Below are 21,865 nucleotides of genomic sequence, written 5' to 3'. Positions count from 1 at the left end.
CATGACGAGCGGCGAGGGACCGGCCCGCAGCGAAGCCGAGATGATGATCGCCGAGGCCAAGAAGGCCTTGTGGGTGATGGTCGGCCTGCTGGCCTTCCTGTGGGTCGTCCAGCTGGTCAACGCGCCCACCGGATACAGCCTGAGCAACGAGTTCGGCATCGAGGCGCGGAACCCGGCGTCGCTACCGGAAATCTTCAGCGCCCCGTTCATGCACGGCAGCTGGGGCCACATCGAGGGCAACTCGGGACCGCTGTTCGTGTTCGGCTTCCTCGCCGCCTACCGCGGCGTGAAGAAGTGGCTCGGGGTGAGCGTGCTGATCATCGTCGCGAGCGGGCTCGGCGTCTGGTTCATCTCGCCGTCGGGCTCGGTCACGGTCGGGGCGAGCGGCCTGGTGTTCGGCTACTTCGGCTACATCATCGTGCGCGGCCTGTTCGACCGCCACCCGATCGACCTCGTGATCGGGCTGGTGATGGCGTTGTGCTTCGCCTACCAGTTCGCGTCCCTGCTGCCGAGCGAAGAAGGCATCAGCTGGCAAGGCCACCTGTTCGGCTTCGCCGGCGGCATCATCGGCGGCTGGCTGTTCCGCGACAAGCGCCCGAAGGCGGTCACCGCCCCCGACCCGGCGACGACGCTGCTGCCCAAGAGCTAGCCGAGGTCCGCGAGAAGTCGAGCATCGCCGCCGTCGAGGACGGCCGCCACTGCCCGCCGACGTCAGTTCGGGCCGAGGTCGTGGGGCACCGCGATGGTGTCGAGGACGACGTCGAACAGGTCCCGGCTCGCCTCGAGCTGCCGGGGTCGGCCGGCACCAGCAGCTCACGCGCCCCGAGGCGGCTCGCGTCGGCGGCCTTCGCGGCGGAGCGGCTGACGACCATCGTCTCGGCGCCCAAGGCGACCGCCAGCTTGACGGCCAGGTGCCCGAGCCCGACCACCGCGACCCGGGTGCCGGGCCCGGCATCGAGCGCGCGCAGCGACTCCCAGACCGTGATGCCCGCGCACAGCAGCGGCTCGGCGGCCGAGCGCATCGTCGAAGCGGCCCGGACCAACCGGGCCCAGCTGTACGCCTACTTCGGCAGCAAGGACAGGCTGTTCGACGCGATCTTCTTCGCGTCGCTGGAGCGGATCGTGAACGTGGTGCCGATCGACGGCGCCGACCTCGCCGGCTGGACCCGCCTCGAGCGCCGGCCGGCCGGTCACCTGGTGGCCGACACCGACCGGCCGGACGACCCCAAGCTGCGCGCCATCGCCGACGCGCAGGCCGCCGGGCTCGTCCGGCCGGGTGACCCGTTCGACCTGATGGCGGTGGTGATCGCGATGTCGATGGCGTGGTCACCGGTCAGCAACGTCTATGCCGCCACCGAAGAGGAGCCCACCGAGGTCCACGACCGGCGCCGGCAGCTGCTGCGGGAGTGCGTGCGAAGCGCCATCGCGCCCGCTTAGGCCCCGAAGGCGAACACCGCCGCGACGAACTGGTCCGGGTCGAAGTCCATCGCCTGGTGCGCCTGGCCGTGCAGCGGCACGACGTCGGCGCCCGGGATGCGCGCGGCGACCGCGTCGGCGGCGAGCCGCAGGTACTCCGGGCTCTCGGTGCCGGCGAACAGCCGGACCGGGATCGCGATCTCGCCGAGGCCCGCGCCGAACTCCATCGCCTCCACGACGTCCAGCTCGCGCGGGATCGTGTGCGCCGCAGCCACCCGCGCCCGCCAGACCGGCGTGCCGCGCATCGCCTCGACGTCGTCCTCGCCGAGCCGGAGCGCCTCGCGCAGGAAGATCCGCAGGATTTCCTCGGGGTCCCCGGCCGCCCGCATGCGGTCGCGCGCGTCCGCGCCGACGACGTGCCCGCCCGGCTTCGGCCGGGGTGGCTCATAGGCCACGAGCCGCGTCACCGCGTCCGTCTTCCGGACGGCCTCCAGGGCGCACAAGGCGCCGTAGGAGTGCGCCAGCAGGTAGACGTCTCCCCCGGCCGCCTCGGCCACGGCGGCGATGTCCTCACCCTCGCGCCCGATGGCGTAGCCGGGTGCCTCGTCCCGGCTCAGGCCACGCCCCCGGCGGTCGACGAGGTGGAGGCGGTAGCGCTCGGCGAGCCGCTCGCGCACCGCCGTCCAGCGGGCGTGGTCGGCGCCGGTGCCGTGCACGAGGACCATCGGCGGGCCGGCGCCGAGGGTCTCGAACCCGATGACCGTGCCGTCGGGCGACCTGACCGAACTCGGCATGGCCCCGACCATAGCGTCCGCACAGCCGCTGTGAAGTCGCTGTGCATCCAGCTCGTTGAGCTGCCAAGCCGGCTCCCGTGTGGTGATCTGGAGTCGTGGCGATCAACTTCCTGAGGCCCGCGCTCGCGGGCGCGGCGACCGTGCTGGTGCTCTGCGCCGGGCTGGTCGCCGGCACGAACACGACCGCCGACGACGCCTACGCGGCCGGAGCCCCGGTCACTTCTTCGAATTCCCCCGCTCCCGCCGTTCCGGCGAAAACCGTTTCCCCGGTCGGCGCGTTGTTCGCGAACGGGAGCCATTTCTGCACCGCGAGCGTCGTGCATTCCGGCGGCGGCGACCTGGTGCTGACGGCCGCGCACTGCGTCCGGGACGGAATGTCGTTCGCCCCGGCTTATCACGACGGTGTCGCGCCACTGGGAATGTGGACGGTCACCTCTGTCGCCGTCGCGGACGGCTGGACGTCTTCGGCCGATCCGGATCTGGATTTCGCGTTCCTGACCGTTCGGCAGGCCGGAAATCCGGCGTCACTGGAAAGCCTCACCGGCGCGAACGTCCTCGGCATCGACCGCGGATTCGACCACACGATCACCCTGACGGGGTACCCCGACACGACCGATTCCCCGGTGGTGTGCACCGGGACGACCACACGGTCGGACACCTACCAAATGCGCGTCGCGTGCCCCGGTTTCCCGGACGGCACCAGCGGCGGCCCGTGGGTCACCGACGGCGCGGTCATCGGGGTCATCGGCGGCTACCAGCTCGGCGGCGACACCCCGGACGTCTCCTACAGCGCGTACTTCGACGACGACGTCGCGAAGCTGTACGCCTCGGTCGCCGGCTGAAAACGCGAACCGGGCCCGCGTCCCTGGCGGAGGACACGAGCCCGGTTCACCTCTCGCGAACCCTCAGCAGGTCACGATGAGCCCGGTGAGCGCCGAGCACGTCTTCGACGCGCTGTCGTTGGCGCTGGTGGGATCCTCCGGCGAGCTGGCCGTGCGCACCGCCGTCGTGGTGTACGACCCGAGCGCCAGCAGGCCGCCGTTGACCGAGAACTTCGCCGTCGCCGAGGCGCCGGACGCCAGCGACGCGACGTCGCAGTTCACGTTCCGCGTGGTGCCGACGTGGGCGCAGCCGGTGCCGCTCGCGTACGACAGGCCCGACGCATACGTTGCCACCACGCGGATCCCGGACGCGGCCGACGGGCCGATGTTCGTCACGGTCACCGTGTAGTCGATGCGCGCGTTGAGGCCGCCGTGGCCGGTCGCGGCGAGCCCGACCTTGATGTCGGCCTGGGTCACCGGGCTGGCGACCGTGATGACCGGGCCGTCGAGGATGTCGAAGGCGTAGTTGTCGCCGACGAACTGGTGCTGCAACGTGAACTGCCCGGGCGTCGCGGTGTCCTTGACCTTCAGGGTCCACACCGTGGTCCTCGTGCCGCCCGCCTCGAGGTCCCCGAACGCGGCGCGGTAGCTGCTGCCGGCCTGGAAACAGCCGACCGAGGTGGTGTTGGTGCAGGAGACGACGTCGACGACGTCGGTGATCGCCGTCGGGTTGCCGTAAATGGCGGCCTTCGCGAAAGTCACCGTGAAATCGCGGTCGTTGTGAATGGTTTGCGTGACGGTGAAGGTCTGTCCCGGCACCACCGTGGTGGTGCTGACATCGACGGCACTCGTGGGCGTATCCGCCTGCGCGGCGGGCGCCAGCGCGATGAACGCTGTGGCCAGTGCGGCCACCGAAGACAGGATCGTGGTCCGTCGCCAGGGTCTGTGCATAGTCGTGGTCTCGCTGTTCCGTCCGGGGAATGCCGCTCTGACTGATGCTGCGTGGTATTCATGGACATCCGACGCTGATCAGTCGTCGTGATCCCGGCATTCGTTACCGCCATCCGGACGCGCCCGGGACGGCCGTCAGGACGGTTGCCAGCGGCCGTTCATCTCACCGGGGCGCGGCGGCGGACCGGGCAGAACGCCGTCTTTTCCGGCTTCCAGCCCCTCGATGAGCATCGCCAGGTACCGGCGGCGCAGCTGGGCGGTGCGCTCGGGGTCGTCGACGCGGATCGCCGCGCAGCACTCGAGGATCATGCCGAGGTCTTCGGTGACGGCGTCTTCGCGGAGCCGCCCGGTCGCCCGCGCCCGCGCGAAGAGGGCCGCCGACAGCTCGTTGGCCCGCCGCGCGTCGGCACCCATCTCCTCGGTCGGGGTGAACGTGCCGGCGAGGTGGACGGTCAGCGAGTGGACGTCGGCGTCCACGACCCGGCGGAGGAAGCCGGTGAGCGCCGTCCAGGGATCCGGCTCCTCGTCGGCGGCCTCGGCCTCGGCGATGAAGGTGCGCAGGCCGTCGTGGCAGAGCCGGCAGAGCAGGAGCTCCTTGCTCGGGTACCGCCGGTAGAGGGCGCTGATGCCGACCCCGGCGCGCTCGGCGACCTGCGAGATCGGCGCCTTCGGGTCCGCGAGGAAGACGTAGCGGGCGGCGTCGAGGATGAGGAGGTTGTTGCGGGCGGCCTGGCCGCGGCGGCCGGGCAGGGCGGTCTCGGTCTCGGGCATGCCCCGGAGATTAGCACTGGAACGGATCATTCCGGTCTGCTAGAGTTCGGAACGAAACATTCCGTTCCACTCGTCCGACCCCGAGGAGCCCGCCATGACCGTTCGCCCGTTCCGCGCCGAGGTCCCCCAGTCCGCCCTGGACGACCTGCGGGGCCGTCTCCAGCGGGCGCTGTGGCCGGACGACCTGCCCGCCGAGTACGGCGTCACGAACGAGCGGGTCCGCGCGCTGGCCGAGCACTGGCTGGAGAAGTTCGACTGGCGGGCGTTCGAGGCGCGGCTCAACGCGTACCCGCAGTTCGTGACGGAGATCGACGGCGAGACGATCCACTTCCTGCACGTCCGGTCGTCGCGGGCGGACGCGACGCCGCTGGTGCTGACGCACGGCTGGCCCGGCTCGGTCGTCGAGTACCTCGACGTGATCGGCCCGCTGACCGAGCCGGAGTCGGCCGGCGAGCCGGCGTTCCACCTGGTGATCCCGTCGCTGCCGGGCTTCGGGTTCTCAGGCCCGACGCGGGCGGCGGGGTGGGGCACGCACCGCACGGCGGCGGCGTGGGCGGAGCTGATGAGCCGCCTGGGCTACGAGTCGTACGGCGCGGCGGGCAACGACGCGGGCTCGATGATCTCGCCGGAGATCGGCCGGCTGGCGCCGGAGAAGGTCGTCGGCGTGCACGTCACGCAGCTGTTCTCGTTCCCGTCGGGCGACCCGGCGGAGATGGCGGACCTGAGCGAAGCCGATCAGGCGGCGCTGGCGCACCTGCAGTGGTTCTACGAAAACATGTTCTCCTTCAACACGTTGCACAGCCAGCAGCCGCACACGCTCGCGTTCGCGCTGGCCGACTCCCCCGTGGCGTTGCTGGCGTGGAACGCCCAGCTGTTCGGCGAGCACCTGGACGCGGACTTCGTGCTCGCGAACGTGGCGCTGTACTGGCTGACGGGCACGGGCGGCTCGTCGATCCGCTTCTACTTCGAAGACGCGCACACGCCTTCGCACCCTTCGTCACCGACGACGGTCCCGACGGGCCTGGCGATGTTCGCGGGCGACTTCCAGTCGATCCGCCGGTTCGCCGAGAGGGACCACGCGAACATCGTCAGCTGGAACGCGTACGACGCGAGGTCGGGAACCGGCGGCCCCCGAGACGCGGCCGGCCACTACGCGGCGCACGAGGCCCCGGAGGTCCTGGTGGCGGACATCCGCGGGTTCTTCGCGAGCCTGAACAGCTGGCCCCTGCTGACGGCGGCGCACAACGCGTTGCGCACGGCGGTGGCAGGGGTAACGGACGGCACCGTCCCGACCCCGTGCGCGGAGTGGACGGTGAACCAGGTGATCCACCACGCGGGAGGCGACCAGCAGGGCTACGCGGCGTTCATCACGGGCGAGCCGGGCCCGAACTTCAACCCGTTCGCGCCATCGGGAGAGCTGGAGGACGCGCTGGCCTTCCTGGAGCCGACGCTGGCCGCGTCTGCGGCAGCGTTCGCCACGGTTTCCCGGTCGGCAACGGAAGTCCCGACGCCCCTCCCCCAGGGCGCCCTCCCGGCTTCGGTGGCGGTGGGGGCAGCGGCATTGGACGCGGCGGTCCACGCGTGGGACATCGCGGTGGCGACGGGTCAGTCGTCCCCGTTGACCCCGTATCTGGCGGAGTCGCTGCTGCCGGTGGCGAGGGAGTTGGCAGAGCCGTTGCGAGGGTTCGCATACGCGCCGGCTTTGGAGGGGACGCAGAAGGACGACGCGGCGGCAGAACTGCTGCGCTACTTGGGCCGCGATCCTCAGTGGACGGTGTAAGAGATCTTTCGGCCGGGGCACCGCCGGGGGCGGGTTTGTCCGCCGGGGGTTGCGGGTTCTCTCCCTCGCCAGCCACCCATGAACCCCGCTCCAGCTCAGGGCCGCTGAGCAGGATCCCGCTTCGAACAGGAATCCTCCGCTCCGACGCCAGCGCGCCAAGCCGCACACCCTAGCCTGGCCAGCGCAATTTCTCCCAGCCAGCAACAATTCCGGCCCCAGCACCAGCACGTTCCGCCGCGACCGAGCCGGTGCCCGACAGTAGCCCGCCCACCACAAAAGACCACCCCTCCGCAACCGAATACCCACACCAAAACCCTTTGCCCCCAACCAATCCCCCTCCCTACCCTGACCCCCATGACGAACCGACCGTTCCGGTGGGACCTGGTGCGTCCCGACCAGGTCGGAACCCTCCTCGACCGAGCCCCGCAACCCCACCTCTGGTACCTCGACGACCTCACCGAAGCCACCGCGAAAGTCCTCGCTCGCTGCGGCAACGGCGAACTCCACTTCGTCGGCCGGTCGCTCGACAGCATGCACGATCTCCTCGGCGGGGCCCTCGAACGCACCTCCTGGCACGATCGCGTCCACCAGCTCCCCGTCTCCCTCAAACCACGACTCGCCTACAGCCGGCGAGACGTCGAGATCCTCAGGGAGAACCTCGCCGAAAACGGGATCACCCCCTACGAACTCGCGCGCGGGACCCGGCCGACCGTCTTCGTCGATCTCGTCTTCGAAGGCGATACCTTCACCGAGCTCTACCTCCGGCTGCGGGACTGGATCGACGACGAACGCGAGGCCTGGCACGTCATCCGGCGCAAGCTGCGGTTCCTCGGCGTCACCCTGCGGCAGCCCGTGCGCCCCGATGCCTGGCGGTGGCAGGAAGACGTCGACTGGACTCGGGAACTGCCCGCCGCCGCCGTGCGGAACGTCTCGCTCGCGCGGGACGTCTGGTACTACTTCGGTGACCACCAGCCGAAGCTGACCCCCTCCTTCCCGCGGCAGCGGTGGACCGACGAGACCGTCCGGACGCCCGACCACGGCAAGGCGACCCGGCGCGCGCTCGCCGAAGCCTTCGCCCTCGTCGACGCGGGGCGGTCCGCCGAAACGCGGGACCGGCTCGTGCGGACGATCTCCGCCGAACCCGCCATCGCCGGGCCCTGGCTGCGGGCGCTCGTCACCGAACTGCGGTGCTGACCACCCGGTACCGTTGCCCCATGAAGCGCAAGGAGGTCGCCGTCCGGCGGGAGGAGATCCTGCTCGCCGCGCTCGATCAGGTGCGGCTGCGGGGCATCGCCGGGGTGCGGGCCGCCGATGTCGCCCGGGCCCTCGGCGTCAGCACCGCGCTCGTCTTCTACCACTTCGGCACGCTCGAAGCCCTCATCATCGAGGCCTTCCGGCAAGCCGCCGAACGCAACCTCGCCGTCCTGCGCGACGAGCTGGCCCGCCCCGGCCCGGCCGGTGAACGGCTGCGCGCCGTCCTCGTCCTCTACGGGCCGACCAAGCCCGCCTCCGGCTGGCACCTCTGGATCGAGGCCGGCGCCGCCGCGATGCGGGACGCCGAACTGCGGGACGTCGTCCAGCGGCTCGACCTGCGGTGGCGCGACGCCGTCGTCTCGCTCATCGTCGAGGGGGTCGCCGCCGGCGAGTTCCGCTGCCCCGACCCGCACGGGGCGGCGTGGCGGCTGACCGCCCTGCTCGACGGGCTCGCCGTGCAGTTCGTCGCCCGCGAGGGCACCGTCACCGCCGACGACTGCGCCCGGTGGGTCGAGCAGGCGCTGGCCCACGAACTCGCCATGACCGCGGAGGTCCGATGACCGCGCCGGCCCTGCTCGAAGTGGCCTGGACCGACCCCGTCACCGGGTGCCGCGGCTAGCTGGTGATCGACCGGCTGGACCGCGGCGTCGCCAGTGGCGGCCTGCGGATGCGCCGCGGCTGAACGCTGTTCGCAGTGCGCGGCCTGGCCCGGGGCATGACGCTCAAGGAAGGCCTCGACTACGACCCCCACGGCCGGTACGTCCCGCCCGGCGGCGCCAAGGGCGGCATCGACTTCGACCCGCACGACGAGCGCGCCCGCGACGTCGTCGCCCGCTACCTGCACGCCATGCGGCCGTTCATCGAGCGCTACTGGACCATGGGCGAGGACCTCGGCCTGCGCCAGGACGCCATCGACCGCGTGACTGATCCGGCCAAAGCAGGCCGCGCCCAGGGCTGGCCGACGCCTTCCTCATCGAGGTCGGCGGCCTCGGGCTCGACGAGCTGGTCGGCGGTCTCGGCGTCGCCCAGGCCACGCTCACCGGGCTGGAGATGCTCGGGCTCGGCGGGCCGAACCGGGTGGTGGTCCAGGGGTTCGGCTCGATGGGCGGCACGACCGCGCGGTTCCTCGCCGACGCCGGGCTGCGGGTCGTCGGTGTCTCGGACGTGCGCGGCGTGGTGGTGAACCCGGACGGCCTCGACGTCGAACACCTCCTGCACCACCGCGACCGCTTCGGCGGCCTCGATCGCGACCACCTCCGGCCGGGCGACGAGCTCCTGCCGCCCGAAGCCTGGCTCGACGTCCCCGCCGAGCTGCTGGTGCCCGGCGGCGACCGAGGAGCTGCTCGCCGCCCGCGGGATCCGGGTGCTGCCGGACTTCGTGGCCAATTCGGCGACCAACTCCTGGTGGTGGTGGACGCTGTTCGGCGACGTCGGCGCGGACGCCGACGAGGCCTTCGGCAAGGTCCGCACCCGGATGCGCGACCTCGTGACGGCGATGTTCGAACGCGCCACCCTCGACGGGCTCAGCCTCCGCGCCGCCGCGCTGCAGCTGTCGGAGAAGAACCTCCAAGCCATCCAGGCCCGCTTCGGGAACGAATCCACCCCCTAGATAGTTGAACGCTCTATGAAACTCGGCATCTACAGCTTCGGCGACCGCGCGCCGGACCCCCGCACCGGCGAGCAGCCGTCCGTCGCGCAGACGCTGACCAACACCCTCGAGCGGATCAAGCTCGCCGACGAACTCGGTATCGGCTTCTACGGCCTCGGCGAGCACCACCTCGACCAGTACGCGATCTCCAACCCGGGCACGGTCCTGGCCGCCGCGGCGAGCGTCACCAACCAGATCACCCTCAGCTCCGCCGTCACCGTGCTGAGCACCGAGGACCCGGTCCGCGTCTACCAGCAGTTCACCACCCTCGACCAGCTCAGCCACGGCCGCGCCGAACTGCTCGCCGGGCGCGGGTCGTTCACCGAGTCCTTCCCGCTCTTCGGCAACGACCTCGGCGACTACGACGAACTGTTCGAGGAAAAGCTCGCCCTGCTCCTGCACATCGACCGCGAAGACCCGCTGACCTGGTCCGGCAAGTTCCGCCCGCCCCTGGAGAACGCGCGGATCCTCCCGCGCCCGTACGGCGACCACCTGCGCATCTCGATCGGCACCGGCGGCAACCCCGAGTCGTCGATCCGCGCCGGGCTGCTGGGCCTGCCCGTCGTCTACGCCGTGATCGGCGGCCGGCCGGAGCGCTTCGCCCCGCTCGTCGACCTCTACCGCCAAGCCGGGGAAGCGGGCGACCAGCAGGACTTGCACGTCACCATGAGCGCCATCGGCTTCATCGCCGAAAAGTCCCAGTACGCCAAGGAAACGTTCTACCCGTACTGGCTCGAGACGATGAAGTACGGCGCCAAGGCCCGCGGCTGGGCAGTCCCGACCCGCGGCGAGTACGACTCCTACACCCACAACGCGCAGGCGTTGTTCGTCGGCAGCCCGCGGGAGATCGCCGACCGGCTGATCACCGTCGGGAAGCTCACCGGTGCCGACCGGTACGCCCTGCAGATGGACTGGTCGGGCGTGCCGCACAAGGACGTCATGCGCGCCATCGAACTGCTCGGCACCGAGGTGCTTCCCATGGTGGAAAAGGAGTTCTAGACGTCGTTCCCGGCGACGAACCCGAACGTCATCGCCGGGCCGATGGTCGAGCCGGCGCCCGCGTAGCTGTGGCCCATCACCGCCGCGCTCGCGTTGCCCGCCGCGTACAGGCCCGGGATCACCGAGCCGTCGGGGCGGAGCACGCGGGCGCGGGCGTCGGTGCGCATGCCGCCCTTCGTGCCGAGGTCGCCGGGCACGATCTTGAACGCGTAGAACGGCGGTGCCCACAGCGGCGCCAGGCACGAGTTGGGCAGCACCAGCGGGTCCGTGTAGTAGTGGTCGTACGCGCTCACGCCGCGGTGGAAGTCACCGTCCACACCGGACCACGCGAAGGTGTTGAACCGGTCCACTGTGGACTTCAACGCGGCCGGCGGCACGCCGGTCGCCGAGCCCAGCGCCTGGATGCTCGACGCCTTGACCACCGCACCCGCCGAGTACCACGCGTCGGGCAGCGGCAGCAGCGGCAGGGTGTCGCGGAACAGGTACTTGTTCCGGTAGTTCTGGTCGACGACGAGCCAGGCCGGGATGTCCGGCTCGGCCGGGTTCTTGTCGTACATGACGTGCACGACGTCGCTGTAGGGCGCGGCCTCGTTGACGAACCGCTTGCCCGCCTGGTTGACGATCAGCCCGCCGGGCAGCGTCCGCTCGGCCAGGCAGAAGTACGGGTCGCCGGGGATCGGGATGGCCGGGCCCCACCACGCGTCGTCCATCAGGTCCAGCGCCGCGCCGGCCCGCTGCCCGGCGCGGTGGCCGTCGCCGGTGTTCTCCTTCGCGCCGACCGTCCACGCGGTGCCGATCGGCTGCCGCTGGTACTGCGCGCGCATCGCGGCGTTGTGCTCGAACCCGCCGGACCCGACGATCACGCCGCGCCGCGCCCTCACCAGCCCGCCCGGCGTGAGAACTCCTGTCACCGCGCCGTTTTCGACGTTCAGGTCGAGCAACGGCGTGTTCAGCAGCACCGGGACGTTCGCCTGCTGCAGACCGACCCGCAGGCCGGCGGCGAGCGACTGCCCCATGGTCAACGGCTTCTGCCCGGCCAGCGCGGCGGCCGTGCCGCGGGCGAGGCACGCGGCGGCGACCGCCGCGCCCTTGGCGTTGACCGCGGCCAGGTTCAGCCACTTGTAGTCGGCGCTGAACACCACCATCCCGGCCGGGGTGGCGAGGTAGGGCGGGTTCAGGTTCGCGAGCTCGGCGCCGAGGAGGTTGCCGTCGAACTGGTCCGGCTCGATCGAGCGGCCGTTCGGCAGCCCGCCCGGCAGCTCGGGGTAGTAGTCGCTGTAGCCCTCCATCCAGCGGAACCGCAGCGGGCTGTTGGCCATGACGAACGCGATCATCTGAGGCCCGTTGCGCAGGAACGCTTCCTGCCGCGCGGCCGGGACGTCCGGCCCGACGACGGCGGCGAGGTACTGCGCGGCTTTGGCCGGCGTGTCCGGCACGCCGGCGGCGAGCAGCACCGGGTTGTTCGGGATCCAGATCCCGGCGCCGGAGCGCGCCGCGGACCCGCCGAACGTCGGCGCCTTCTCGAGCACGACGACGCTGAGCCCGCGCTTGGCCGCCGTCAGCGCCGCGGTCATCCCGGCGGCGCCGGCGCCGACCACGACGACGTCGTACTCCCCCGCGGTCGCCGCGTTCGCGGCGGTCGCGAGCCCGGGCGTCATGGCGAGGCCCACGCCCGCCGCGGTGCCGCGCAGGATCTGGCGGCGGGTCAGCTCGGCATCCATGGCGCACATCGTGTCGGTCCACTCCGAAAACTGGAACAGGTTCTACACGCTTGGAGCAGTGCGGTAGGCCACTGGTCCGAACCCATGACGACATTCGCCGCACAAGTTGACGCGAGCCTCATGTTGTGGCTAAGTTGAGAACAGTCTCAAGTTAATCCGAGGAGGACCTTTGCCCAAAGTGATCGCCGTCCTGGGGGTCGGCCCGGGGCTCGGCCTGTCCATCGCCCGCCGCTTCGGCCGTGAAGGCTTCACGACGGCGCTCGTCTCGCGCACCGACACCCGGCACGCGAGCTACCGCGAGTCCCTGAGTGGCGCCACGCACACCTACACCGCGGACGTGACCGACCCCGCCGAACTGGAAGCCGTTCTAGCGCGAATCGAAGCCGACGCCGGAGAGATCGACACGGTGTACTTCGGCCCGGCGGACCTCTCCGGTCCCCGTCCCGTCCCGCTGACCGAAGCGGGCGCCGACGTCGTGCGCGCGCCGTTCGAGTCGATCGTGCTGCCGGCGGCCCGGCTCGTCGAAGCGGTCCTGCCGCGCATGCTCGACCGCGGCTCGGGCACGCTGCTCTTCGCGGGCGGCCTGAGCGGCAAGTACCCGATGCCGATGCTGGGCAGCCTCGCGCCGGCGTCGGCGGCGCTGCGCATGTACGTCCTGACGTTGCACGCGGCTCTGCGCGAAACCGGCGTCTACGCGGGTGCGCTGACGATCGGCGGCCTCATCGAGCGCGGCGACATCCACCAGGAGTTCACGCCCCAGGACCACGGGTTCACGCCCGGGACGCTGAACCCGGACGACATCGCCGACACGGCGTGGTCGCTGTACACCGACCGCAAGGAAGCCGAAGCGGAGTTCACCGCGGTCTAGCCTGGGGATCATGTTCACCCCGGCGGACCGGACCCTGCTCCGCGACACCCTGGTCGACGCGGCCCGGTCGGACGGGCGCGTCACCGGCGCCGCGCTCACCGGCTCGGCCGCGCTCGGCGCCGAGGACGCGTGGTCGGACATCGACCTCGCCTTCGCCGTCGACGGCGACCCCGGGCCGGTGCTCGCGGACTTCACCGCGCGGATGTACCGCGAGCACGCCGCGGTGCACCACCTGGACGTCTTCTTCGAGCGGACCGTGTTCCGCGTCTTCCTGCTGGCGAACACCCTGCAGGTCGACCTCGCGTTCTGGCCGGCCGCGGACTTCGGCGCGACCACGCCGAAGTTCCGGCTGCTGTTCGGGACGGCCCAGGACCGCCCGGCGACCCCGCCACCGGACGCGCGCCGGCTGATCGACCTCGCGTGGCTGCACGCGCTGCACGCGCGGTCGAGCATCGAACGCGGCCGCGGCTGGCAGGCGGAGTACATGATCAGCCGGGTCCGGGAGTACACGCTGGCGCTCGCCTGCCTGCGGCACGGCGTGCCCGCCGTCGAGGGCCGCGGCCTGGACCAGCTGCCCACCGACGTCACCAGGCCGTTCGAAGCGACGCTCGTCCGCGAGCCGAGCGACGCCGGGCGGGCCTTCCACGCCGTCACCGGACTGTTCATCGGCGAAATCGAGCACGTCGACGCCGACTTGGCTCAACGGCTGGCGCCGCTCCTGCGGGAGATTTCCTAAGCCAGATAAGCGAGTTCCGGGTGCGCGGCGGCGTAGGCGTCGAGCAGCCGCCGCGCCACGGAGACCGAATCGACCAGCGGGTGCAACGCGAACGCCCGCAGCGCCGCCGCGCGCGAACCCGTCGTCGCCGCTTCGATCGTCGCCCGCTCGACGGCCTTGACCGCCGTCACCAGACCCAGCGCGTGGCCGGGCAACGGCCCGGCGGACAGGGGCCGCGCGCCGTTCGCGTCGACCACGCACGGCACCTCGACGACCGCGTCCGCCGGCACGCCCGGGAGCGCGGATCCGTTGCGGACGTTGAGGATCAGCGTCGTCCGCTCGCCGTGCGCGATGGCACGCATCAACGCCAGCGCGACGTGCTCGTAGCCGCCGCCCTCGAGATCGTCACGCTCTCCTTCGCGCGTCTCGGCCATGTACGTCGCTTCGCGCTCCAGCCGCGTGCGCTCCCACGACTCCAGCGAAGGTTCGGCGTAGAAGCCGCGTTGCTGCTCCAGCAGCTGCGCGCCGCGCGACGCGGAACCGCCGGCTTCTCGCGCGAAGTAGTAATAGTGCAGGTATTCATTGGGCAACGCGCCGAGCGCGCGCAGCCACTCCGCGCCGAACAGCTTGCCCTCCTCAAAGGATTCGAGGGCACTCGTGTCGGCGAGCAGCTCCGGCAGGACGTCCGACCCGCCGACCCGGACCGCGCGCAGCCAGCCCAGGTGGTTGAGCCCGGCGTAGTCGAACCACGCCGTCGCCGGGTCGATCCCCAGGGCCCGCGCGACGCGGCGGCACAGCCCCACCGGCGAGTCGCAGATGCCGAGCACGCGGCCGCCGAGGTGCGCGGCCATCGCTTCGGTGACCATCCCGGCGGGGTTGGTGAAGTTGATGACCCACGCGCGCGGCGCCAGCTCGGCGATCGTCCGGGCGAGGTCGACGGCGACCGGGACCGTCCGCAGCCCGTACGCGATCCCGCCCGCGCCCACGGTTTCCTGCCCCAGCAAGCCTTCCGCGTGCGCGATCCGCTCATCCAGCCGGCGGCCGCGCAGCCCGCCGACGCGGATGGCCGAGAACACGAAGTCCACATCGGACAGTGCGGCGGCCAGGTCCGTGGTGGTGCGCACCCGCGGCGGGTTCGCCACGCCAACGGCCTGTTCGGCCAGGACCCGCTCGATCGCCGCCAGCCGCCCGGCGTCGACGTCGTGCAGGACCAGCTCGGTGACGCCACCGTCGGCCAGCAGCGCGCCGTGCACGAGCGGCACGCGGAACCCGCCGCCGCCGAGGATCGCGAGCCTCACCGCAGCACCTCGACGCCGGCCTCGCGCAGGACCGCGCAGGTCGGTTCGTCGGCCCCGGGCGTCGTGACGACGACGTCGAGCGCGTCCGGGCCGCACACCATCGCCAGCCCGGTGCCGGGGAACTTGCCGGCGTCGGCGAGCAGCACCACGCGGTCGGCCGCGGCGACCATCGCGCGCTTGACCGGCACCTCGACGACCGTCGAGTCCATGACGTGCCCGTCGCCGCGGACGCCGCTGGTGCCCAGGAAGACGGTGCCGGCGCGCACCTGGCGCAGCGCGTCCTCGGTCAGGAATCCCACCATCGAGTGATAACTGCGCCGGACCAGGCCGCCGAGCAGGACGAGCTGGACGTCGTCGGCGTCCTTGAGCTCTTCGTAGACGGCGAGACTGCTGGTGATCACCGTCAGCGCCCGGTCACGCAGGTGGCGCGCCAGCCGGTGCGCGGTGGTGCCGATGTCGAGGAGCACGGTGTCGCCGTCGGCGACCAGGGCCGCCGCGCGCCGGGCGACGGCGTCCTTCTCGTCGGCGCGCTCGGCGGCCACGTGCGCGAACGGTTCGTCGCCGGCCGCCATCGCTCCGCCGTAGACGCGGGTCAGCCGGCCTTCGCGGCCGAGCCGCACCAGATCGCGGCGCACGGTCGCCTGGCTGACGCCGAGCCGCTCGGCCAGCACGCCGACCGGCGCCGGGCCCTCCGCGCGGAGGGCCCGCAGGATCAGCTCGTGACGACGCTGGGGCAGCATGCGGGGACGATAGCAGTCAAACCCGCTCACCAGCCGATCGAGTTTGCGCAGGTCTTGCGCATTCCGCGCATCTGAAGCACGCTCGTGCGCATCCTCGATCCCCGGAGGCGCCCGTGCCGGAAGAGTCCGCACCCGACATCGATGTCTTCCTGTCCGGCCTGCTGTTCTTCGACCTGGTCTTCACCGGGCTCGAGCACCCGCCGGCGCCGGGCACGGAGGTGTGGACGGGCGGCATGGGCTCCGGGCCGGGCGGCATCGCGAACTTCGCGGTCGCGCTGAGCCGCCTCGGCCTGCGGACGTCGCTCGCGGCGGCGTTCGGCACCGACGTCTACGGCCGCTACTGCTGGGACGTCCTGGCCCGCCAGGAACGCATCGACCTCTCGCGGTCGCGGCGGTTCCCGGAGTGGCACTCCCCCGTCACCGTGTCGCTGGCCTACGCCGGCGACCGCGCGATGATCACCCACGGCCACCCGCCGCCCGTCCCGGTCGCCGAGCTGGCCGGGTCGCCGCCGCCGAGCCGCGCGACCGTCGCGCACATCGGCCTCGACACCGCCGAGTGGGTCCACACCGCGCACCAGGCCGGCAGCCTCGTCTTCGCCGACGTCGGCTGGGACCCGTCGGAGACGTGGTCGGCGACGCTGCTCGACCAGCTGGCCTGCTGCCACGCGTTCCTGCCCAACGACGTCGAAGCGATGCGCTACACCAGAACGGACACCCCCGAAGCCGCGCTGGCCAAGCTCGCCGAGCTCGTCCCCGTCGCGGTGATCACCCGCGGCGCGGCGGGCGTCCTCGCGGTCGACGGCACCACGGGCGAGACGGCGGACATCCCGGCGCTGCCGGTTAGCGTCCTCGACGCGACCGGCGCCGGCGACGTCTTCGGCGCGGGGTTCGTCGCCGCGACCCTGACCGGCTGGCCGCTGGCCGACCGGCTCCGCTTCGCGGGCCTCACGGCGAGCCTGTCGGTCCAGCACTTCGGCGGCGCGCTGGCTGCCCCGGGCTGGCACGAGATCGCCGAGTGGCGCGCGCGCACCCGTTTGCCGGACTACGCGTTCCTCGACGACGTCCTGCCGGCCGAGACGATCGCCGAGACGTCCCGCCGCGGCCCGGTGACGCTCGGCTTCGGCGACGACAGCTGGCGCTGAGTGCACCCCCGCGCCGGCCGCTACACGACGTCGGGGCTGCGGACGTCCTTGCTGTCGGTGCCGGGCGCGGTGAGCGCCGAAGCGGTCGGGCTGCGCCCGGTCGGCGAGGTGATGGGCTGCGTGGTCTCGCAGTCCGAGGACGTGGTTTCGGGCCTGCGCCGCGGCTACGCGACGGCGATGGACCGGCTGCGGGAGGAAGCCTCGGCGCTCGGCGCGGACGGCGTGCTGGCGATCTCCTGCACGGTGACCGGGGTGAGCGCGACGGTCCGCGAGTTCGTGGTGCTGGGTACGGCGGTCCGAGCCGTCCGGGGCAAGCGCCCGGCCCGGCCGTTCACGACGGGGTTGCCCGGCCCGGACGTGGCGAAGCTGCTGCTGGCGGGCTGGGTCCCGGTGACGCTGGCGATCGGCATCGACGGCGGCGCGGCGTACGACCTGGCGATGACGGACCGGCCGGGCGCGGAGGCACCGATGCCGACGGAACTGGTGACGCGGGTCCGCGCGGCCGCGCGGGCGGAGTTTGGGACTGCAGTGGCGGAGTCGGGCGCCGACGGCGGCCTGGTGACGTCGACGACGCTGCGCGCGTGGGCGTTGGGCAACACGGGAGCGGCCGCGGTGGCGAGCGTGTTCGGCACGGCGATCGCCCGCTTCGGCGACGGCCCGGCGACCGGCTCGCGGCCGGTGGTGCCGCTGGCCGCGGACCCGCGCCGGGCCGGACCTTCCGGACATACCCGGTGATCACCCCGCGACCGCCGTCCGCCCGCGCGAATCCGTGCCACGATGGGGTGGAGCCGGGGTCGAAGGAGGTCAGCCAGTGCCCGATTGGGACGGTCGTGGCCTGCCGCCCGTCGCGCGGGCGCGCGTCGACCGCTTCGCCGCGTCCGGGCTCAAGACCTCGCTGCTCAGCGTGCCCGGCGCGGTCGGTGCCGAAGTCGCCGGCTTCACGCCCGTCGGCGAGGTCATGGGCTGCGTCGTGCAGCAGGTCGGCTGGACCGGGTTGGGCCAGTGGGCCACCGACCAGGTCCGGCAGATGGCGGACACGCTGCGCCAGGGCTACGCGACCGCGCTCGACCGGCTCGGCGAGGAAGCGCGCGCCCTCGGTGCGGACGGCGTGCTCGACATCCGGATCACGATCACTTCCCTCGACGGCGTGGCGCAGGAGCTCGTCGCGCTCGGCACCGCCGTCCGCGCCGAGACCACGCAGCGGCCGCGGCGCCTCTTCACCACCGACCTGCCGGGGCAGGACGTCGGCAAGCTGATGCAGGCCGGCTGGGTGCCGGTGCGGCTCGCGGTCGGCGTCGCGGCGCGCGGTGTGGTCGACTACAACATGCAGTACCAGACCAACGTCTGGGCCGGGAACACCGAAGTGGACGCCCCGACGAAGGTGGTCAACGAGGCCCGGGCCGCGGCCCGGGCCGAGTTCGCCCGCGCGATCCGCGACTGCGGCGCCGACGGCGGCATCGTCTCCGGCCTGCAGCTGCGGACGTGGCCGGTGCAGGAGCTCGCGGTCGTCGGCATCGCCAGCGTCACCGGAACCGCGATCGCCCGTTTCCACGAAGGCCCCGCCGCGCCGACCAGCGCGCTCAAGATCCTGCCGTTGAACCGTTCCTGAGGAGGCTTCGTGACCACCGCGGACCCCGCCGCGCAGCACATCCCCGAAGATGCGATGCGCCGGCTCGCCGAGATGCGACCGGGCTCGAAGACCAGCCTGTTCACGTCCGACCTGAGCGTGAACGAGTTCCTCCTCGTGCGCGAAGCCGGGTTCCGGCCGCTCGGGCTGGTGCTCGGCTCGAGCATCTACCACGTCGGGTTCCAGATGGGGCGGTGGAGCAAGAACCAGGAGCTGGACCGGCTTTCGCAGGCGATGTACCACGCCCGCGAGCTCGCGATGTCCCGAATGGAGGCCGAGGCGGACGTCCTGGGCGCCGACGGCATCGTCGCGGTCCGGCTGGAGATCGAGTTCAAGGAGTTCGGCAGCGACCTCGCCGAGTTCATCGCGATCGGCACCGCGGTCAAGGCCGACGAACCCGGCGAATGGCGCAACAACACGGGAAAGCCGTTCACCAGTGATCTGTCCGGTCAGGACTTCTGGACGCTGGTGCAGGCCGGCTACGCGCCGCTGGGCATGGTGATGGGCACGTGCGTCTACCACATCGCGCACCAGCGGTTCCGGCAGATGATGGGCAACATCGGCCAGAACGTCGAGATCCCGCAGTACACCGAGGCGCTGTACGACGCGCGCGAGCTGGCGATGTCGCGGATGCAGGCCGAGGCGGAGCAGCTGGAAGCGGAGGGCATCGTCGGGGTGCAGCTGCTGTCGCTGCCGCACCGCTGGGGCGGCCACACGACGGAGTTCTTCGCGATCGGCACGGCGGTGAAGCCGTTGCGCGCCGACCACCGCATCGCCAAGCCGCAGCTCGTGCTGCCCCTGACCGACTGATGGGCGGCGAACTGGACTTCCACCTGGTGGCGGCGGCCCTGCGCACGGACCGCGCGGACGTCGAGTCCTACCACCGGGTCCTGTCCGAGACCCTGGGCGGCGCGCTGCCCCCGGGGATGGTCGAGGTCGAGCGGCGCCGATCGTTCGCCGACCGTGTGGCCGGCCGCGAAGGGCAGGCGACGGCGGTGCGCGTCCGGACGCCGGACCGGGTGCTGGTGCTGAGCGCCGGCAAGCACGGCGGGGTCGCGGCGGAGATCCACCAGGTGGTGCGCGGCGTGGTGATCAGCCGGAAGGAAGCGGCGGTCGACGACTGGCTGGCGGCGCTGGCGCAGGAGTTGACGGCGTTGGCGGAGAAGGACGCGAGAGCGCGTGACGCGCTCTCGCGCCTCCTCGGCGGCTAGGCCACCGTCACCAGCAGGATCTTGTTGTGGCTGTTGTGCGGCGTGCTGTCCTTGTCGCCGTCCACGCTGGTCGCCAGCCACATCTTGCCGTCCGGCGCCGGCTCCACCGTGCGCAGCCTGCCGTACGTCCCGTCGAAGAACGTCTGGAAGTTCGTCAGCGAGCTGCCGCTGATCACCGCGCGGTAGAGCCGCGTGCCGCGCTGGCACGCCACGTACAGCGCGTCGTGGATGATCGTGATCCCGCTGCACGATCCCTGCGCCACCGGGTACGTCTTCTTCGGCGCGATGAACCCCGCCGTGCCGCACGAACCCGACGTCCCCTCACACGACGGCCAGCCGTAGTTGCCGCCCTTCACGATCAGGTTCGTCTCGTCCATGATGCTGTTGCCGAACTCCTGCTCCCACAACCTGCCCTGCGAGTCGAACGCCAGGCCCTGGACGTTGCGGTGCCCGTAGCTCCACACCGCGTTGTGGAACGGGTTGTCCGCCGGGATCGAGCCGTCCGGGTTGATCCGCAGCACCTTTCCGTTGGGGCTGCTGGTGTTCGACGCGTTGGCGCCGTTCTGCGCGTCACCCGTGCCGGCGAACAGGTACCGGCCGTCCGGGCTGAAGCGCAGCCGGCCGCCGTTGTGGAACTTGTTGCGCGCGATGCCGCTCAGCAGGACCTGCTCGGTGCTCGTGGTCAGCGAGTCGGCGGCCGGGTCGTACTTGATCCGCACGATCCGGTTGTCGTTCGGCGAGGTGTGCATGATGTAGAGCCAATGGTCGGACGCGTACGACGCCGGGTTGATCTCCAGCCCGGTCAGGCCGCCTTCGCCGTCGGTGCTCTGGGCGTTCGGCACGGTCCCGATCGTCTTCTTCGCACCCGTCTTCGGGTTCAGGTGGACGATGTCGTGCGCGTCGCGCTGGTTGTAGAGGATCGTCCCGTCGGGCAGGGTCACCAGGCCCCACACGACGTCGTCGTCGGTGGCGACCTGCGTCGCCCCGCAGACGCCTTGCGCCGGCGTGCAGCCCGACCCGCCGGTGGTCGTGACGTCCAGGACCGGCGTGCTCGGGTCGCTGAGGTTGCCGTTCGCGTCGACGGCCCGCACCTGCAGGTGGTACGCGGTGTTCGGGTTCAGGCCGCCGAGGGTGGTGCTCGCGGTGTCGGACGTCCCGAGCTGGGTGCCGGAGTCGAAGATCCGGTAGCCGGTGACGCCGACGTCGTCGGTCGACGCGGTCCACGCGAGACCGATCGACGTGCTGGTGACCGAGGTCGTGTGCACGTTCCCCGGCACCGACGGCGGATTGTGGTCGTCCGACGGCGGTGTCTTCACCGAGAGAGTACCGCTGGCCTGCGAGACGTTCCCGGCGGCGTCACGCGCGTTGACGTAGAAGCCGTACGTGGTCTTCGGGCTGAGATTGCCGCAGGTGGCCGTCAGGGCTCCGGTCGTGCTGGCGCAGAGCTGGCCGTCGCGGTAGACGTCGTAGCCCACGACGCCGCTGTCGTCGCTCGCCGCGGTCCACGAGATGGTCGCGCTGGTCGCGGTGACCGCGTCGAGCGTCGGCGTGCCGGGCTGCGTCGGCGGCGTGACGTCCCCGGTCGACCCGTAGACGCCGAACTCCTGCAGCGAATAGCCCTTCGACGCGTCGGTGCGGCAGCGTTTCGTGCCGTACACCCGGACATAACGACCGGTCCCGTCGAGGGAGGTCAGGTCTTCGACGCCGCCCTTCCCAGTGGTGGTCGCGTAGATCTTCGTCCACGTGACGTGGTCGGCGGAGGTGTCGATTTCGTAGGCGGTGGCGCAGGAAGCGTCCCACTGCAACCGGACGCGGCTGACGTGCGCCGCCGCGCCGAGGTCGACGTAGATCCACTGTGGATCGACGCCGGCCGCGCTCGCCCAGCGGGTCGCCGAGTCGCCGTCGACCGCGTTCGCCGCCGGGCAGCACGCGCCCGACGACGACGCCGTCACCGGCTTTCCTTGTGACAAGAGGGAATCCGCGGCTCCCGCGGGGGTGATCGTCGCGGCGACCAGCGCGAGCGCGATCGCCCCCACGCGCATCCGTCTGCCCATTACCGTCCTCCATGAGTGCTGACGACGGCGGAGGTCGGAAAAAACCTTACGAGCG

At 71.7% G+C, this 21,865-nt stretch carries 22 protein-coding genes and 1 pseudogene; 16 read left to right on the top strand and 7 right to left on the bottom strand.

Features of this window, described 5'->3' with window-relative positions; all coding sequences use genetic code 11:
* Position 1 precedes the first annotated feature (1 nt).
* A complete protein-coding gene (locus ACZ7OH_RS44255; protein ID WP_470286394.1) occupies positions 2–649 on the top strand; it encodes a rhomboid family intramembrane serine protease in 648 nt (215 codons plus the stop codon).
* Positions 650–729: 80 nt separating this feature from the next.
* Positions 730–1,437 (top strand): TetR family transcriptional regulator, encoded by a 708-nt coding sequence (locus ACZ7OH_RS44250; RefSeq protein WP_470286393.1) that lies wholly within the window; start codon positions 730–732, stop codon positions 1,435–1,437.
* Here the strand turns inward: ACZ7OH_RS44250 and ACZ7OH_RS44245 are convergent.
* Positions 1,434–2,210 carry an alpha/beta fold hydrolase gene (locus ACZ7OH_RS44245; RefSeq protein WP_470286392.1) on the bottom strand — a complete coding sequence of 259 codons (777 nt, stop codon included), beginning with the start codon at positions 2,208–2,210 and terminating at the stop codon, positions 1,434–1,436. The two genes, ACZ7OH_RS44250 and ACZ7OH_RS44245, sit on opposite strands and share 4 nt — an antisense overlap.
* 95 nt (positions 2,211–2,305) lie before the next feature.
* Here ACZ7OH_RS44245 and ACZ7OH_RS44240 point away from each other — a divergent pair, with 95 nt between their 5' ends.
* A complete protein-coding gene (locus ACZ7OH_RS44240; RefSeq protein WP_470286391.1) occupies positions 2,306–3,052 on the top strand; it encodes a trypsin-like serine peptidase in 747 nt (248 codons plus the stop codon).
* A gap of 63 nt (positions 3,053–3,115) precedes the next feature.
* Here ACZ7OH_RS44240 and ACZ7OH_RS44235 read toward each other — a convergent pair whose 3' ends face one another.
* Complete coding sequence (locus ACZ7OH_RS44235; protein WP_470286390.1) at positions 3,116–3,943, bottom strand: hypothetical protein; 828 nt, start codon at positions 3,941–3,943, stop codon at positions 3,116–3,118.
* A 174-nt stretch (positions 3,944–4,117) separates the two neighbouring features.
* The gene (locus ACZ7OH_RS44230; protein WP_400902346.1) at positions 4,118–4,753 is read right to left on the bottom strand and encodes a TetR/AcrR family transcriptional regulator; all 636 of its coding nucleotides are present in this window, start codon (positions 4,751–4,753) and stop codon (positions 4,118–4,120) included.
* Between the two features lie 94 nt (positions 4,754–4,847).
* Here ACZ7OH_RS44230 and ACZ7OH_RS44225 point away from each other — a divergent pair, with 94 nt between their 5' ends.
* The 6 genes and pseudogenes from ACZ7OH_RS44225 to ACZ7OH_RS44200 all read left to right on the top strand — a co-directional run bounded on the left by ACZ7OH_RS44225 (position 4,848) and on the right by ACZ7OH_RS44200 (position 10,434).
* Positions 4,848–6,533, top strand: coding sequence for a TIGR03086 family metal-binding protein (locus ACZ7OH_RS44225; RefSeq protein WP_470286389.1), 1,686 nt, complete (start codon positions 4,848–4,850; stop codon positions 6,531–6,533).
* Positions 6,534–6,887: 354 nt separating this feature from the next.
* On the top strand, positions 6,888–7,727 hold the full coding sequence (locus tag ACZ7OH_RS44220; protein WP_470286388.1) for a hypothetical protein: 840 nt from the start codon (positions 6,888–6,890) through the stop codon (positions 7,725–7,727).
* 20 nt (positions 7,728–7,747) lie between these two features.
* Positions 7,748–8,347, top strand: a complete 600-nt coding sequence (locus ACZ7OH_RS44215) for a TetR/AcrR family transcriptional regulator (RefSeq protein ID WP_470286387.1) — start codon at positions 7,748–7,750, stop codon at positions 8,345–8,347.
* Between the two features lie 394 nt (positions 8,348–8,741).
* A pseudogene (locus ACZ7OH_RS44210) lies at positions 8,742–9,056 on the top strand (Rossmann-fold NAD(P)-binding domain-containing protein); the annotation flags it as partial.
* A gap of 109 nt (positions 9,057–9,165) precedes the next feature.
* The gene (locus tag ACZ7OH_RS44205) at positions 9,166–9,396 is read left to right on the top strand and encodes a hypothetical protein (RefSeq protein ID WP_470286386.1); all 231 of its coding nucleotides are present in this window, start codon (positions 9,166–9,168) and stop codon (positions 9,394–9,396) included.
* Positions 9,397–9,411: 15 nt separating this feature from the next.
* Positions 9,412–10,434, top strand: a complete 1,023-nt coding sequence (locus tag ACZ7OH_RS44200; protein WP_470286385.1) for an LLM class flavin-dependent oxidoreductase — start codon at positions 9,412–9,414, stop codon at positions 10,432–10,434.
* On the opposite strand, the gene kstD is transcribed toward ACZ7OH_RS44200, so the two are convergent.
* The gene (gene kstD / locus ACZ7OH_RS44195; protein ID WP_470286384.1) at positions 10,431–12,155 is read right to left on the bottom strand and encodes a 3-oxosteroid 1-dehydrogenase; all 1,725 of its coding nucleotides are present in this window, start codon (positions 12,153–12,155) and stop codon (positions 10,431–10,433) included. The genes ACZ7OH_RS44200 and kstD overlap by 4 nt on opposite strands.
* Before the next feature lie 178 nt (positions 12,156–12,333).
* Here kstD and ACZ7OH_RS44190 point away from each other — a divergent pair, with 178 nt between their 5' ends.
* Positions 12,334–13,023 carry an SDR family NAD(P)-dependent oxidoreductase gene (locus ACZ7OH_RS44190; protein ID WP_470286446.1) on the top strand — a complete coding sequence of 230 codons (690 nt, stop codon included), beginning with the start codon at positions 12,334–12,336 and terminating at the stop codon, positions 13,021–13,023.
* A 10-nt stretch (positions 13,024–13,033) separates the two neighbouring features.
* Positions 13,034–13,759 carry a nucleotidyltransferase domain-containing protein gene (locus ACZ7OH_RS44185; RefSeq protein ID WP_470286383.1) on the top strand — a complete coding sequence of 242 codons (726 nt, stop codon included), beginning with the start codon at positions 13,034–13,036 and terminating at the stop codon, positions 13,757–13,759.
* On the opposite strand, the gene ACZ7OH_RS44180 is transcribed toward ACZ7OH_RS44185, so the two are convergent.
* The gene (locus tag ACZ7OH_RS44180) at positions 13,756–15,036 is read right to left on the bottom strand and encodes a 6-phospho-beta-glucosidase (RefSeq protein ID WP_470286382.1); all 1,281 of its coding nucleotides are present in this window, start codon (positions 15,034–15,036) and stop codon (positions 13,756–13,758) included. The two genes, ACZ7OH_RS44185 and ACZ7OH_RS44180, sit on opposite strands and share 4 nt — an antisense overlap.
* A complete protein-coding gene (locus ACZ7OH_RS44175) occupies positions 15,033–15,776 on the bottom strand; it encodes a DeoR/GlpR family DNA-binding transcription regulator (RefSeq protein WP_470286381.1) in 744 nt (247 codons plus the stop codon). Before ACZ7OH_RS44175 ends, ACZ7OH_RS44180 begins: the two co-directional genes overlap by 4 nt.
* A 113-nt stretch (positions 15,777–15,889) precedes the next feature.
* Between ACZ7OH_RS44175 and ACZ7OH_RS44170 the strand changes: the two genes are divergently transcribed.
* From ACZ7OH_RS44170 to ACZ7OH_RS44150, 5 genes are all read left to right on the top strand, one after another.
* The gene (locus tag ACZ7OH_RS44170; RefSeq protein ID WP_470286380.1) at positions 15,890–16,918 is read left to right on the top strand and encodes a carbohydrate kinase family protein; all 1,029 of its coding nucleotides are present in this window, start codon (positions 15,890–15,892) and stop codon (positions 16,916–16,918) included.
* On the top strand, positions 16,919–17,653 hold the full coding sequence (locus ACZ7OH_RS44165; protein ID WP_470286379.1) for a heavy metal-binding domain-containing protein: 735 nt from the start codon (positions 16,919–16,921) through the stop codon (positions 17,651–17,653).
* 76 nt (positions 17,654–17,729) lie between these two features.
* Complete coding sequence (locus tag ACZ7OH_RS44160) at positions 17,730–18,527, top strand: heavy metal-binding domain-containing protein (protein ID WP_470286378.1); 798 nt, start codon at positions 17,730–17,732, stop codon at positions 18,525–18,527.
* 9 nt (positions 18,528–18,536) lie between these two features.
* Entirely contained in the window at positions 18,537–19,355 is an 819-nt protein-coding gene (locus ACZ7OH_RS44155; RefSeq protein ID WP_400902309.1) for a heavy metal-binding domain-containing protein, read from the top strand.
* Complete coding sequence (locus tag ACZ7OH_RS44150; protein ID WP_470286377.1) at positions 19,355–19,756, top strand: hypothetical protein; 402 nt, start codon at positions 19,355–19,357, stop codon at positions 19,754–19,756. Before ACZ7OH_RS44155 ends, ACZ7OH_RS44150 begins: the two co-directional genes overlap by 1 nt.
* On the opposite strand, the gene ACZ7OH_RS44145 is transcribed toward ACZ7OH_RS44150, so the two are convergent.
* Positions 19,753–21,810: a PQQ-dependent sugar dehydrogenase gene (locus tag ACZ7OH_RS44145; protein ID WP_470286376.1), complete on the bottom strand. Its 2,058-nt coding sequence runs from the start codon at positions 21,808–21,810 to the stop codon at positions 19,753–19,755. The two genes, ACZ7OH_RS44150 and ACZ7OH_RS44145, sit on opposite strands and share 4 nt — an antisense overlap.
* Positions 21,811–21,865: the final 55 nt, after the last annotated feature.

This window comes from Amycolatopsis sp. NPDC114478 (genome assembly GCF_055633805.1).
The sequence above is the reverse complement of the archived record's forward strand: the minus strand, read 5'-3'. Positions and strand labels throughout refer to the sequence as shown.